Origin of the sequence: Streptomyces sp. 150FB, from assembly GCF_000818195.1 — a bacterium.
In the GTDB taxonomy this organism is placed as follows: domain Bacteria; phylum Actinomycetota; class Actinomycetes; order Streptomycetales; family Streptomycetaceae; genus Streptomyces.
The window spans coordinates 7,200,213-7,214,141 of record NZ_JTHL01000001.1 but is presented as its reverse complement, the minus strand read 5'-3'; the positions used below and the strand labels follow the sequence as shown (position 1 = coordinate 7,214,141).

At 71.5% G+C, this 13,929-nt stretch carries 10 protein-coding genes and 1 pseudogene; 6 read left to right on the top strand and 5 right to left on the bottom strand.

Annotated features, from left to right (window positions below; translation table 11 throughout):
- The 3 genes and pseudogenes from QR77_RS30935 to QR77_RS30925 all read left to right on the top strand — a co-directional run.
- Positions 1-582, top strand: a pseudogene (locus QR77_RS30935) (monooxygenase); the annotation flags it as partial.
- A 211-nt stretch (positions 583-793) separates the two neighbouring features.
- Positions 794-1,363 carry a cysteine dioxygenase gene (locus QR77_RS30930; protein WP_052489165.1) on the top strand — a complete coding sequence of 190 codons (570 nt, stop codon included), beginning with the start codon at positions 794-796 and terminating at the stop codon, positions 1,361-1,363.
- A complete protein-coding gene (locus tag QR77_RS30925; RefSeq protein ID WP_040025300.1) occupies positions 1,360-1,773 on the top strand; it encodes a rhodanese-like domain-containing protein in 414 nt (137 codons plus the stop codon). Before QR77_RS30930 ends, QR77_RS30925 begins: the two co-directional genes overlap by 4 nt.
- A gap of 71 nt (positions 1,774-1,844) precedes the next feature.
- Here QR77_RS30925 and recX read toward each other — a convergent pair whose 3' ends face one another.
- On the bottom strand, positions 1,845-2,426 hold the full coding sequence (gene recX / locus QR77_RS30920; protein ID WP_040025299.1) for a recombination regulator RecX: 582 nt from the start codon (positions 2,424-2,426) through the stop codon (positions 1,845-1,847).
- 6 nt (positions 2,427-2,432) lie between these two features.
- Complete coding sequence (gene recA / locus QR77_RS30915; RefSeq protein WP_040025298.1) at positions 2,433-3,575, bottom strand: recombinase RecA; 1,143 nt, start codon at positions 3,573-3,575, stop codon at positions 2,433-2,435.
- A gap of 351 nt (positions 3,576-3,926) precedes the next feature.
- Here recA and QR77_RS30910 point away from each other — a divergent pair, with 351 nt between their 5' ends.
- Complete coding sequence (locus QR77_RS30910; RefSeq protein ID WP_040025297.1) at positions 3,927-4,805, top strand: phosphotransferase; 879 nt, start codon at positions 3,927-3,929, stop codon at positions 4,803-4,805.
- A 57-nt stretch (positions 4,806-4,862) separates the two neighbouring features.
- Here QR77_RS30910 and QR77_RS30905 read toward each other — a convergent pair whose 3' ends face one another.
- Positions 4,863-6,107, bottom strand: coding sequence for an AI-2E family transporter (locus QR77_RS30905; RefSeq protein WP_078877353.1), 1,245 nt, complete (start codon positions 6,105-6,107; stop codon positions 4,863-4,865).
- A gap of 73 nt (positions 6,108-6,180) precedes the next feature.
- Positions 6,181-6,375 carry a DUF3046 domain-containing protein gene (locus QR77_RS30900; protein ID WP_040025295.1) on the bottom strand — a complete coding sequence of 65 codons (195 nt, stop codon included), beginning with the start codon at positions 6,373-6,375 and terminating at the stop codon, positions 6,181-6,183.
- 79 nt (positions 6,376-6,454) lie between these two features.
- On the opposite strand from QR77_RS30900, the gene QR77_RS30895 reads away from it, so the two are divergent.
- On the top strand, positions 6,455-7,417 hold the full coding sequence (locus tag QR77_RS30895; protein WP_040025294.1) for a hypothetical protein: 963 nt from the start codon (positions 6,455-6,457) through the stop codon (positions 7,415-7,417).
- A 40-nt stretch (positions 7,418-7,457) separates the two neighbouring features.
- Here QR77_RS30895 and QR77_RS30890 read toward each other — a convergent pair whose 3' ends face one another.
- Positions 7,458-9,482, bottom strand: a complete 2,025-nt coding sequence (locus tag QR77_RS30890; RefSeq protein ID WP_063798101.1) for a right-handed parallel beta-helix repeat-containing protein — start codon at positions 9,480-9,482, stop codon at positions 7,458-7,460.
- A gap of 204 nt (positions 9,483-9,686) precedes the next feature.
- Between QR77_RS30890 and QR77_RS30885 the strand changes: the two genes are divergently transcribed.
- Positions 9,687-13,929 (top strand): DEAD/DEAH box helicase (locus tag QR77_RS30885; protein ID WP_040025293.1); only part of this gene is annotated, 4,243 nt, incomplete at its 3' end.

The window sequence follows — 13,929 nt, the reverse complement described above, 5'->3', positions numbered from 1 at the left end:
CAGTCGCTGCCGATACTGCGCGGCGGCGGGGGGCTGCGGACGTACCTGCCGGGCGCCACGCGCGGGTACGGGGCGCTGCTCACCGACGGGCATCTGGGGCGCGGGCCGCTGGGCGCGCCCCCCTCGTACCCGCACTCCCCTCTCGCGCCCGCGTACTCCGAGTCACATACGGAGGTCGGCACGCCCACCGGCGGACCGGTCGCCGATGTGCTGGTGACGGCGCCGGACGGCACGGCCGTACGGCTGCACGACCGGCTCGGGCAGGGGGACCTACTGGTGGTGCTGGTGGCGCCGGGGACCGGGGTGTGGGACCGGCGGCACTGGCTGACCGCGGGTGTGATGCCACGGCTGGCCGCGGCGGTGACAGCCCTCCCCGTACGGGCTGAACTGCTGGTCACCGAGGCTTATCCGGGTGCCACGGCGCACGATGTGCTCGTGGTCCGGCCCGACGGGATTCTTGTCGCCGCCTTCAGCGGGGTGCGGCCCGAGGGCCTGTACGCGGCGGCCGACGCGACCCGGGGAGGTGCCCCGTCGGAGACGTCGCCGTCAGCTCCGGGTGACCGAACTGCGAACATCAATTGACCCCCGTCAGCACACATGGTGTAGTACGGATCGTGACCGACACCGATGTGCGCCTGTGGCGGAGAGTCCATGTGGACCTCGTCCGCTATGCGGGCTGTGTGTGTCGCCCGTCCTGTTGATTCGCCTTTCTTCTCCCGCGCCTGCCCTGCCCGTCCGGTTCCCTTCCGACCGGTGGCGGCGGCGCACCCTTCGCGATCTCAGGACGGTCACCATGTCTGCTCCCGTACATCTCCCCGCGCCCGTCGGCGCCGCCGGCACCACCCTGCCCGCCGCTCCGGCGGACACGTCCGGCCCGACAGCGGCCGAACTGCTCGACTTCGTCCGCCGGACCGCCGTGGACAGCGAGCTGGTCTCGTCACTCCCCCTCGACCCCGAGGGCCGTACGTGGATCCGCCTCGAAGGACCCGCCGGCAGTGAGGCCTGGCTGATCGGCTGGCCGCCCGGCACGGGCACCGGCTGGCACGACCACGGCGGCTCGCACGGCGCTTTCGCCACGGCCGCCGGTGCGCTGAGGGAGGACTCGCTGGCGGCGCGGCTGCCCACCGAGGGGTGGAAGACGCTGGAGCTGGCGGAAGGCGTCGACCGCGAACGGCTGTTGTCCGCCGGGGACGGCCGGGCCTTCGGCAGGCACCATGTGCACGAGGTCCGCAACGAGTCGGAGGCCGAGCACGCCGTGTCGGTTCACGCGTACTACCCGCCGCTGCCGATGATGCGCCGGTACAGCAGGACCGGCGCCGTGCTCCGGCTGGAGCAGGTCGAGCAGCCGGAGGAGTGGCTGTGAGCGAGCACATCGAACCGGTGGGCCCGGTGGGGCCGGTGGGCATAGACGAGCTGCTCGACCGCGTACGCGAGGGGCTGGACCGCGTCTCGCCACAGGAGGCGTTCGCCGCGGCGTCCGACGGCGCTCTGCTGGTGGACATCCGGTACGCCGAACTCCGCGACCGCGACGGGCTGATCCCCGGCGCCCTGGTCGTGGAACGCAACGAGCTGGAATGGCGCCTCGACCCGTGGGGCAGCCACCGCGCACCCGAGGCGACGAGCCACGATCTGCGGGTGGTGGTCATCTGCAACGAGGGGTACGCGTCGAGTCTCGCCGCGGTGTCGCTGCGGCAGTTGGGACTGCGCCACGCGACCGACCTCGTCGGTGGTTTCCAGGCATGGAAGGCCGAGGGACTGCCCGTCACCTCCTGACCGGTGACACCACCCGGTGACGCACCCGGTGGCGCGCGTCCGCCGCCACCGGAACCTCGGCCGGGGGCCGCTCACCAGGCTCCCTCGTCCAGCCCTTCCGTGTCCTCGCCCTCTTCCTCCAGTGCCTGTTTGACCACCCGCAGGGCCATGCCCTCCGCATAGCCCTTGCGGGCCAGCATCCCGGCCAGCCGGCGCAGTCGCTTGTCCCGCTCCAGACCACGGGTGGTGCGGAGCTTGCGGGCGACCAGCTCGCGCGCTGTCGCCTCCTCCCGGTCGGAGTCGAGCTGTCCGACCGCTTCCTCGATCAGGGACGCCTCGACCCCCTTCGTGCGCAGCTCACGCGCGAGGGCGCGGCGGGCGAGGCCCCGGCCGTGGTGCCGGGACTCGACCCACGCTCCGGCGAACGCCGCGTCGTCGATCAGCCCCACGTCCTCGAAGCGCGAGAGCACTTCCTGGGCGATGTCCTCGGGGATCTCCCGCTTCTCCAGTGCGTCGGCGAGCTGTTTACGGGTGCGCGGTGTCCCCGTGAGCAGACGCAGACAGATCGCCCGCGCCCGCTCCGCCGGATCCTGGGGCGGCTGCTCCTGCTCGGCCCTCGACGAGCTGGAACCGCCGCCCCGCTCTTCCGGTCGCCGCCTCTTCGCATAAGGCACGACGGACTAGCTCTTGGCCGTCGCCACCTTGGCCGACTTGGCCTTGGAGGCTGGTGCGGGCACCGACTTCGCGCTGTCGTCGGCCGAGGACGGGGCCGTGACCAGTGCCGCGACGGTGGCGTCCGCGCCGGGCTCGGCCTTGGCCGCCTCCGGCTTCACACCGACACCCAGCTTCTCCAGGATCTTCTTCTCGATCTCGTCGGCGAGGTCGGGATTGTCCTTGAGGAAGTTGCGCGCGTTCTCCTTGCCCTGGCCGAGCTGGTCACCCTCGTACGTGTACCAGGCGCCCGCCTTGCGCACGAAGCCGTTCTCCACGCCCATGTCGATCAGACCGCCCTCGCGGCTGATGCCATGGCCGTAGAGGATGTCGAACTCGGCCTGCTTGAAGGGCGGCGCGCACTTGTTCTTGACGACCTTGACGCGGGTGCGGTTGCCGACCGCCTCGGTGCCGTCCTTCAAGGTCTCGATACGGCGGATGTCGAGGCGCACCGAGGCGTAGAACTTGAGCGCGCGGCCACCGGTCGTCGTCTCCGGCGAGCCGAACATCACACCGATCTTCTCGCGGAGCTGGTTGATGAAGATCGCGGTGGTCTTGGACTGGTTGAGCGCGCTGGTGATCTTCCGGAGCGCCTGGCTCATCAGCCGCGCCTGGAGACCGACGTGCGAGTCGCCCATCTCGCCCTCGATCTCCGCACGCGGCACCAGGGCGGCGACGGAGTCGATGACGATGAGGTCGATCGCCCCTGAGCGGACCAGCATGTCCACGATCTCCAGCGCCTGTTCGCCGTTGTCCGGCTGCGACAGGAGCAGGTTCTCGATGTCGACGCCGAGCCGCTTCGCGTACTCCGGGTCGAGCGCGTGCTCGGCGTCCACGAAGGCCACCGTGCCGCCGGCCCGCTGCGCGTTCGCCACCGCGTGCAGCGTCAGCGTCGTCTTGCCCGAGGACTCGGGGCCGTACACCTCCACCACTCGGCCGCGCGGCAACCCGCCGACGCCCAGCGCCACATCGAGCGCGGTCGACCCGGTGGGGATGACCTCGATCGGGTCGTTGGGCCGGTCACCGAGGCGCATCACCGCGCCCTTGCCGAATTGCCGTTCAATCTGTGCGAGTGCGGCGTCGAGCGCCTTCTCGCGGTCGGTACCTGCCATGGATTCCACCCGATTTGCTTGAGTCGATCGCTTCACGTCAACGACGCTATCCCCTGCCACTGACAACGCGTCCCGACGGCCTCCCGGCCTGTGGAAAACTCAGGGGCGGCCGGGCTGGGGAAACTGGCCGGAATCCAATAAGAATGGATGTTCGATTTCACTGTCAAGCGCACCACGCGGGTCCCCGGATGACGGATGAACACACGGGTCGGCAGCCACGGAGCACGACGGCCGATCAGGCCACGGGCGAGGATTTCCCCTCACACGGCCCCGCGTGCCCTGTCGTTCACGCCACCGACCGGATCACAGACGGCTCGCGACAGCCCGCCGACCGGCGTAGACAATGCTCCGATGACTTCTTCCTCACCCGGCTGGGCACGCGCCGAGCGGCTCGACGCCGACAGGATCGCGGAGACCGTGCACGCCAGGACCGGTGTGCGCCTCGTCGTGGAAGGCCCCTGCCCGGGAGGGCAGGTCGGAGCGGCCTACGTACGCTGGCCCGACGGCCACCGGGCCGTACTGAAATGGCGACCGCACGTCGAGCTCGCCGCCCTTCAGGCGGGCCCCCTCGCTGTCACCGAGACGCTCAGGGCCGGCGGGTTTCCGGCCCCCGCGACTGAGCTGGCCACCCAGATCGGTCACGCCGTGGTCGTCGTCCAGGAGTTGCTGCCGGGCGCGAAGATCGACCGACTCGATCACCACGGACTCGACCAGGCACTCGCGCTCAACGCGTCCCTGGCCGGCCGTCTCGCCGGACGCACCGACATCCCGCCGCTGAACCTCCATCTGCGGAGCGACGGCCCCGGCTACTGCCTCCATGGCCCCCTGCGCGAACACAGCGGTCGCAGCGCCGCGCTCGAACGCTGGATCACCTCGGCCGGCGCCGGCCACCCCGACGTGATGGCCGGATACGACGCCGTCCACCAGGACTTTCATCCCGGCAATCTGCTGGCCGTCGACGGATCGGTCACAGGGGTGATCGACTGGGACGGCGCCGCTCGCGGCGACCGCCGGTTCGACCTGGTGACCCTGCGCTTCGGCATCCACCCCGAACAGGCCGACGCGGATGTCGTGGCGCGTCTGGACGCCGTCCTCGACGCGATCCCTCCTGACATCCTGCGACCCGCGTGGGCACACATGAGCCTGCGTATGACCGACTGGGCCATCCGGCACTTCTCCCCCGAGGAGGTCGATCGCTGGCTGGACCTGGCCGAACAACGAGCCCGTTGATCCCGCCCGCCGGCCGAGGCGCTCAGCACCGCCCCCGCCTCGGCACCTCAGGACGGGCTACGTCGCGTCGCTCCCCCGTACCGCCCGCCTGACCCGCCTCAACAGCAGTCCGCTGCCGCGCCGCCTGCGCCCCTGGGCGTGCGCGTCCTCCATCACGTCGTACCGCTTGACGTACGCGCCGAGGAAAGCCTGGAGGGTCGCGATCGCCGGGATCGCGATCAGCGCGCCGACCGCCCCCAGCAGCGCCGTACCCGCGATGACGGATCCGAACGCCACCGCCGGGTGGATGGCGACGGTCCTGGCGGTGAGCTTGGGCTGGAGCACGTAGTTCTCGAACTGCTGGTAGATCACGACGAACCCGAGCACCCAGACCGCGTACCACGGCTCCACGGTGAAGGCGATCAGCGTCGGCAGGGCGCCCGCCAGGTACGTGCCGATGGTCGGGATGAACTGGGAGACCAGCCCCACCCACACACCGAGCACGGGGGCGTACGGCACCCCCAGGATCTCCAGCAGGACGTAGTGCGCGACACCGGAGATGAGCGCCATCAGACCGCGCGAATATATGTAGCCGCCGGTCTTGTCCACCGCGATCTCCCAGGCGCGCAGCACCTCCGCCTGCCGGACCGGCGGCAGTACGGAGCACAGGGCGCGGCGCAGCCTGGGGCCGTCGGCGGCGAAGTAGAACGAGAACAGGAAGATCGTCAGGAGCCGGAACAGGCCGCCGAGCACGGTCGTGGAGACGTCGAGCACACCGGTCGCGCTGTTCTGCACGTACCGCTGCAACCAGTCGGAGTGCAGCAGGCTGTCCTGGACATCGACCCGCGAGACCTGTGTGTGGAAGGAGACGTTGATCCAGTTGATCAGCGAGTCGAGGTACTGGGGGAACTCCTCGACCATCTCGACTATCTGGCCGGCCAGGATCGAACCGAGCATCACCACGAAGCCGATGCCCACCACCAGCACAGCGAAGAAGACGAGGAAAGTGGCGAGTCCGCGCCGCATGCCCCTGCTCGCCATATGCCCCACGGCCGGCTCGACCGCCAGCGCCAGGAAAAAGGCGATGAGCACATTGATCAGCAGCCCGATGAGCTGATGGAACGCCCAACTGCCCAACTGGAAACAGGCCACGAGCGCCAGTGCCAGAACCAGCGCGCGGGGCAGCCACCGAGGCATACGCACCCGATCGCCGCCCCCGGGATCGGGAGGCGGCCCGGGGGTATCGGTGGATGTCGTCGGCGGTTCGGCGTCCGGTGCTGGGCCGGAGGCGGTACCCGGTGCGGTCTCGTCAGTCGGTGCCACGGGGTAAGTCTCGCCTACCAGTACGACAGTCCTGTCCGCCGTGGGGGCCCGGGGCCGGCCACCGGCCACCCCTTCATCGCTTATCGGCCGGGATGTCCATGGTCACGCAGACGACGCGCCAGACATCCTTCGCCTCCCAGCCCGCGTCGAGGGCCTCGTGGACCGTACGGCCGCCCAGCCCCGCCATCACATGGTCCCGGGCGAAGGAGTCGGCGTAGGCCTCACCGAAGTGATCCGTCATCCGTTCCCAGAAGATCGTCAACCGCATGCCTCCATTATCGCGCCCTTGAGAGTGCAGCCAGGCCGGAGTCCCTTGCCATCGGCAGTTTCCGCCCTACGGTCGGAACATGGCTGGAACCGGAGTATCAACCGCGTCCCCCCTCGCCCGTGCCGAGCACTTCGTCTGGCTGACCGCCCGGGTGCTCGAACAGCGTCGGTTCGCCTACCACTTCCCGGACGGGGGCGACGAGGACAGGGCCGAGGACGCCGATGCCGTCGAGACGGCTCTCAGCGCCTACCGGAACGAGGACGGCGGATACGGTCACGCGCTCGCCCCCGATCTGCGCGGCCCGGCCAGCCAGCCGCTCCACACGGCGCACGCGCTGCGCGTCCTCGACTCCGTCGGCCGCTGCGCCGGACCCCGGATCGAGCGGATCTGCCGCTATCTCACAGCGGCCTCCACCTCCCAGGGCGCGCTGCCGGCGCTGCGCCCCTCGCCGCACGGCCGTCCGTTCACGCCGTTCGTGTCCTTCCCCCCGTTCACGCCGCTCCCCGACCGGCCGACGGGCGCGCTGATCGCCACGGGACCGGTGGTCGGGCTGCTGCACCGCAACGACGTTTGGCACGCCTGGCTGTTCCGCGCCACCGACTTCTGCTGGGCGTCCGTGGACGCGATGGAGACGCCGCATCCGTACGAGGTGCTCGCCGCGGTCGCCTTTCTGGACGGTGTCCCCGACCGGGCGCGCGCCGAGGCGGCCGCCGACAGGATCGGCCGGCTGGTACGCGCCCTGGGGCTGGCGGTGCTCGACCCGGAGCACGGCGCCGGGCATCCCGTACCACCGGGGTACGCGCCGGGCGAGCACCACTTCGCGTACGACTACGCGCGCGTGCCCGGGTCGCTGGCCCGCCGCTGGTTCACCGACGAGGAGATGGAGCGGTCGCTCGACCACCTCGCCGCGCGGCAGGAGGAGGACGGCGGCTGGCCCGCCGGCCCCCGTACCCGTTCACCGGGCGCCGCGCTGGAGTGGCGGCCCGTCGTGACCGTCGAGGCGCTGCGGACGTTGCGCGCGTACGGCCGCCCCCTCGGCTGACGGAGAGGGCGGCCGTGGTCCAGCCGTTGCCGTCCTGGCGTTACGGCGCGCCGCCGACCGGCCCCGGCAGCACATGGTCCTGATTCAGCTTCGTGGGGTCGTGCTCCACGGCGACCTGCGCGGCGTCCATATCGGACGTGTTCGCGCGCGCGTTGAGCCCGGCGGCGTAGACGTTCCGGGAGATCAGTACGCCCGTGGAGCCGTGGAAGGCGTACAGCGGCCGGGCGTAGCTGCCGGCGGTGTCCAGCCTCCGTACGGTGTTGCGCGCGACGGTCAGCCCGCCGACGCTCTTGGCGTCGACGACGGTGACGTCGCCGATGTCGAAGGTGTTCCGCTCGATCCGGATGTTCCGGTGCACCGGCCGGGAGGCGTCCAGCACCTGGTTGGTGGGCTCGACGAAGATCACCGGGCTGGCCACCGCGGTGAAGGTGTTGCCCCGGACGGTCACGTCGTCGACCGCCCCCGACTCGTACCACTGGTAGGCGTCGGCCGAGATGTAGATGGCCGCCATCGACGTCTTCTCGAAGCGGTTGTTCTCGATGAGGACCGGCTTGGGCGTGGTGACCAGCACACCGCGCGTGGGCACGTTACGGAAGACGTTGCCGGCGATCCGGACCTTCGGCGTGTACGTGGTGTTCTCCAGGACGGTCTCCCCGGGGGCCACCCCCGCGGGCACGGGCCGGTCCAGGGTGACGGTCATCGAGGTGAGCGAGTGGTCGTGGTCCTCGCCGCTCGGTCCGTCCACGGACGCCACCTTCGCCTGGCCGCCGGCCACCGGGAGCATGGTCTTCTTGTCGACCAACTGAACCCTGTCGCCGACGTGGTACTGCGGGAAGCCGGCCGTCTCCGGGTGCTTGTAGTCGACGGTCAGCGAGGTCGGGGTGGGCTCACCGGTGACTTCGAGGTACGTCCCGTGGATGTTGATCGGATCGTCCTGCGGGCCGTCGAAGACGCTGTCGGTGATCGACACCGCGCCCTTGACGCCCGACATCTGGACGAAGTCGGCGAAGGCCGCGGTGGAGTGGCCCGACGCGGGGTCGGGGGCGAATTTCACATGGTCGACGGTGATGTTCTCGCTGAACTGCCCGACGAGCCCGAAGGTCTGGAGCTGACGTGCGTCGACATTCCGCACGGAGACGTCCGAGGACTGCCAGATCAGCGCTCCCGGCTGCTCCCGGGTGGTCTGCCGCATCTGGTAGACGAGACCTCGGTCGGCCGGTTGCTGGGAGCCGGTGTACGTGAGGCGGATGCGGTGGCCGCCGAGGTCGGTGATCCCCGAGACGCCGTCGAAGAGGGGGTTGTCGCCCCGCCACGTCCTGTTCGCCGCCGGGTCGTGGATCTGGGTGTACTCCAGGGCATCGTCGCCGGACCAGTACGGTTCGCCGGTCACCGGGCTCGTCTCGCCGAGCCAGGTGATCCGGCCGCCGGCGACCCGGTAGGGGCTGTCGGCGGGGACGCTCAGGACCCGGTACGCGTGTCCGTCCGCCACTCCGGCGGCGCTGACCGTGGCGTCGACGACCTTCGGCGCCGCGTAGTCGAAGGCGAAGCCGGTGAAGGTGACGTTGTGCGAACGTATCGCGGCGAAGGCGGTCTGCAGGCCGTGGTATTCGAGCCGCGATCCCTGGCCGTCGACGACGACGTCGTTCATGTCCTCGATCAGGATCCCGATCCGCTTGTCGCGGTGGCGCTGGTCGGCGCCGACCGTGTTCGACACGTACAGCTCGCGCTGCTCGGCGTGCTCCGGGTAGAGCTGGTACGTCCCCTTGGGGAAGACCAGCCTGACCGGCCCGCGCAGGGTCTTGGCGTGCCGGAGGGCTGCCTTGACGGCGGGCGCCGAATCCTTTCTGCCCGTGCGGTCGGCGCCGAAGGCGGTGACATCGACCACCGTGGCCCTGGCCGGCTGCCCGGCGGCGTCCTGACCGGTCCGGGTGGCCGGCGTGGCGGCGGCCGATGTGGCGGCGGGGGCGGCGCCCAGCAGGGCGGAGACCAGGCCGACCGCCAGGACGCCGGTGCGCAGCCGGGACGTCAGGGGCGGGGCGGCGGGGCGGCTCTTCGGACGGTTCAAGGTCGAGGCTCCTTACGCCCCTGGCGGGCGGTCGTGCGTCGGCCGAGTGGGGGGATCGGCCGGTCCGGACGGATCTTGCCACCGACCGCCGCCGACCGGAACGCATCGGCGCCGGCGGTCTCCTGGAACCCGCCGGGCTTGCCGGGAATCCCGCTGTTTGCCCAGGTCCCGGCGATTGTCAGTGGGTGGGTGCACGATGGGGGCATGGCAGGTAGCGCGCTCGACTCCTTCTCCCCCGCGACCCGGAACTGGTTCACGGGGGCGTTCTCCGCGCCCACCGCGGCTCAGGAGGGTGCCTGGCGTGCCATCGGGGAGGGTTCCGACGTGCTGGTCGTGGCCCCGACCGGCTCGGGCAAGACCCTGGCCGCCTTCCTCGCCGCCCTGGACCAGCTCGCGTCGACGCCCCCGCCCGCCGAGGCGAAGAAGCGCTGCCGGGTGCTGTACGTATCCCCGCTCAAGGCGCTCGCCGTCGACGTGGAGCGCAATCTGCGCAGTCCGCTCACGGGCATCCGGCAGGAGTCCGTCCGGCTCGGGAAGCCGGAGCCCGAGGTGCGCGTCGGTATCCGCTCCGGCGACACCCCGCCCGCCGAGCGCCGGTCGCTCGTCACCAGGCCGCCGGACATCCTGATCACCACCCCCGAGTCGCTGTTCCTGATGCTCACGTCCGCCGCGCGTGACGCCCTGGCCGGCATCGAGACGGTGATCCTGGACGAGGTGCACGCCGTCGCGGGGACGAAACGCGGCGCCCATCTCGCGCTGTCCCTGGAACGGCTCGACGAGCTGCTGCCGCGCCCGGCCCGCCGCATCGGCCTGTCCGCCACGGTGCGCCCGGTGGAGGAAGTGGCCCGCTATCTCTCGCCGCAGCGCCGGGTGGAGATCGTGCAGCCGCCCTCCGGCAAGGAGTTCGACCTCTCCGTCGTCGTTCCGGTCGAGGATCTGGGCGAGCTGGGCGGCTCCCCGGCCTCGGAGACGGACAGCGGGGAGAAGCCGTCGATCTGGCCGCATGTCGAGGAGCGGATCGCCGATCTCGTCCAGGCGCACCGGTCCACCATCGTCTTCGCCAACTCGCGGCGGCTGGCCGAGCGCCTGTGCAACCGGCTCAACGAGATCGCGTACGAACGCGCCACCGGTGAACCGCTGCCGGAGGCGCACTCCCCCGCCGAGATCATGGCCGAGTCGGGCGCGGCGAGAGGAGCCCCGGCGCTGCTCGCCAGAGCGCACCACGGCTCGGTCTCCAAGGAGCAGCGCGCCCAGGTCGAGGAGGACCTCAAGGCGGGCCGGCTGCCCGCCGTGGTGGCGACGTCCAGTCTGGAGCTGGGCATCGACATGGGCTCCGTGGATCTGGTCGTGCAGGTCGAGTCGCCGCCGTCGGTCGCCTCGGGGCTCCAGCGAGTGGGCCGTGCGGGCCACCAGGTGGGGGCTGTCTCCACCGGTGTGTTCTTCCCCAAGTACCGCGGTGACCTGGTGCAGGCGGCCGTGGTCACCGAGCGGATGCGGACCGGCCAGATCGAGGCGCTGCGGATCCCCTCCAACCCGCTGGACGTGCTGGCGCAGCAGTTGGTCGCCATGGTCTCGCTCGACACGGTGCAGGCCGACGACCTGCTCGCCCTGGTCCGCCGGGCGGCGCCGTTCGCTTCGCTGCCGGAGTCGGCCTTCGACGCCGTGCTGGACATGCTCGCGGGGCGCTACCCCTCGGACGCCTTCGCCGAACTCCGTCCCCGCGTGGTGTGGGACCGCGTGGCCGGTACGGTCACCGGCCGGCCGGGTGCGCAGCGGCTGGCCGTCACCTCCGGCGGCACCATCCCCGACCGGGGCCTGTTCGGTGTCTTCCTGGTGGGTTCCGACCCGAAGAAGGGCGGCGGCCGGGTCGGTGAGCTGGACGAGGAGATGGTCTACGAGTCCCGGGTGGGCGACGTCTTCACGCTCGGTACGACGTCCTGGCGGATCGAGGACATCACCCGTGACCGGGTCCTGGTCACACCCGCTCCCGGCACCCCGGGACGGCTGCCGTTCTGGAAGGGCGACCAACTGGGCCGCCCCCTGGAACTGGGCCGCGCGGTGGGCGCCTTTCTGCGTGAGGTGGGCTCCCTCTCCGCCGAGGACGCGAGGCTCCGGCTGCTGACGGCCGGGCTCGACGCCTGGGCCGCCGAGAATCTGATCTCGTATCTGGACGAGCAGCGCAAGGCGTGCGGGCACATCCCCGACGACCGGACCATCCTCGTCGAGCGGTTCCGTGATGATCTGGGCGACTGGCGGGTGGTGATCCACTCCCCCTTCGGTGCGCAGGTGCACGCTCCCTGGGCGCTGGCCCTCGGCGCCCGTCTCGCCGAGCGTTACGGCCTGGACGCCCAGGTCATGCACGCCGACGACGGAATCGTGCTGCGGCTGCCCGATGCCGACCTGATGGGCTTCGACCTCCTCGACGACGACCTCGGCGATGACGCGGACCGGCCCGCGCGCCCCGCGCCCGGCTTCGACAGCGAGCAGCCGCCGGTCGGAGCCGGCGATGTGGCCTTCGACAAGGGCGAGATCAGGGAGATCGTCACCGACCAGGTGGGCGGCTCGGCGCTGTTCGCCTCCCGGTTCAGGGAGTGCGCGGCACGGGCGCTGCTGCTGCCGCGCCGCAGCCCCGGCAAGCGCACCCCGCTGTGGCAGCAGCGCCAGCGCGCCTCTCAACTGCTCCAGGTGGCCAGCGAGTTCGGGTCGTTCCCGATCGTCCTGGAGGCGGTCAGGGAGTGTCTCCAGGACGTGTTCGACGTCCCCGGTCTCACCGAGCTGATGGGCGACATCGAGTCCCGCAGTGTGCGCCTGGTCGAGGTCACGACCGCCGAGCCGTCCCCCTTCGCGCGCTCCCTGCTCTTCGGCTATGTGGCGCAGTTCCTGTACGAGGGTGACTCGCCGCTCGCCGAACGGCGGGCCGCCGCGCTCTCTCTGGACTCCCGGCTGCTCGCCGAACTGCTCGGCCAGGCGGAGCTGCGCGAACTGCTCGACCCCGAGGTCCTCACAGAGCTGGAGCGGGAGCTCCAGTGGCTCACCGACGACCGGCGCGTCAAGGATGTCGAGGGCGTGGCCGACCTGCTCCGGGTGCTCGGGCCGCTCACCGACGCCGAGTTGGCCGAGCGCGGCGCCGAGTCCGCCTGGGCCGGGGATCTCTCCGCTGCCCGGCGCGCCATCCGGGTCCGGATCGGCGGAGCCGATCACTGGGCGGCCATCGAGGACGCTGGACGCCTGCGGGACGCGCTGGGGACCGCGCTGCCGGTCGGTGTCCCCGAGGCCTTCATGGAGCCGGTCAAGGACCCGCTCGGTGATCTGCTGAGCCGCTACGCCCGTACGCACGGCCCGTTCACCTCGTCCTCGGCCGCCGCGCGCTTCGGCCTCGGCTCCGCCGTCACGGACGGCGCTCTCCAGCGCCTGGCGGCGAGCGGCCGGGTCGTCCAGGGCGAGTTCCACCCCTCGGGCATCGGCCAGGAGTGGTGCGACGCGACGGTGCTGCGCCGGCTGCGGCGCCGTTCGCTGGCCGCGCTGCGCGAGGAGCTGGAGCCGGTGGCTCCCGCGGCGCTCGCGACGTTCCTGCCGCAGTGGCAGCACTTCGGCAGCAACAGGCTGCGCGGAATCGACGGACTGGCCCGTGCGGTCGAGCAGTTGCAGGGCGCGCCCGTCCCGGCTTCGGCGCTGGAGAAGCTGATCCTGCCGTCCCGGGTCTCCGGCTACACACCGGCTCTCCTGGACGAACTGACCACCACCGGCGAGGTCCTGTGGGCCGGCGCCGGCGCCCTGCCGGGCAAGGACGGCTGGGTTTCGCTCCATCCGGCCGACTCCGCGCCGCTGTTGCTGGCGCCGCCGCGTCCGCTGGAGCTGACCGCCGTCCACGAGTCCATCCTCACCACGCTCTCCGGCGGCTACGGGCTGTTCTTCCGTCAGATCGCCGACCTGGTACGGGCCACCACCCACCCCGAGGCGACCGATCCCCAACTGGCGGACGCCCTCTGGGATCTGGCCTGGTCCGGCCGGCTGACCAACGACACCCTGGCGCCGCTGCGCTCGCTGCTCGGCTCCGGCCGTACGGCGGGCTCCACGGCCCACCGCGCGCGGCGCCCGGTCCCGCGCGGGAGGTACGGCACGCTCACCGCGGCCGCCAGGCCCGCGTCCCGTACGGGACCGCCGACGGTCAGCGGGCGGTGGTCGCTGCTCCCCGCTCACGAGGGGGACCGTACCCATCGTGCCCACGCGCTGGCGCGTACTCTCCTGGACCGCCACGGCGTGGTGACCAGGGGCGCGGTGGCTGCGGAGGGCGTCGAGGGCGGCTTCTCCGCCACGTACCGCGTGCTGTCCGCCTTCGAGGACAGCGGGCAGGCCCGCCGGGGCTATGTGGTGGAGGGGCTCGGCGCGGCGCAGTTCGCCGTGGACGGCGCCGTCGACCGGCTGCGGGCGGCGGCGACGGCCCGCG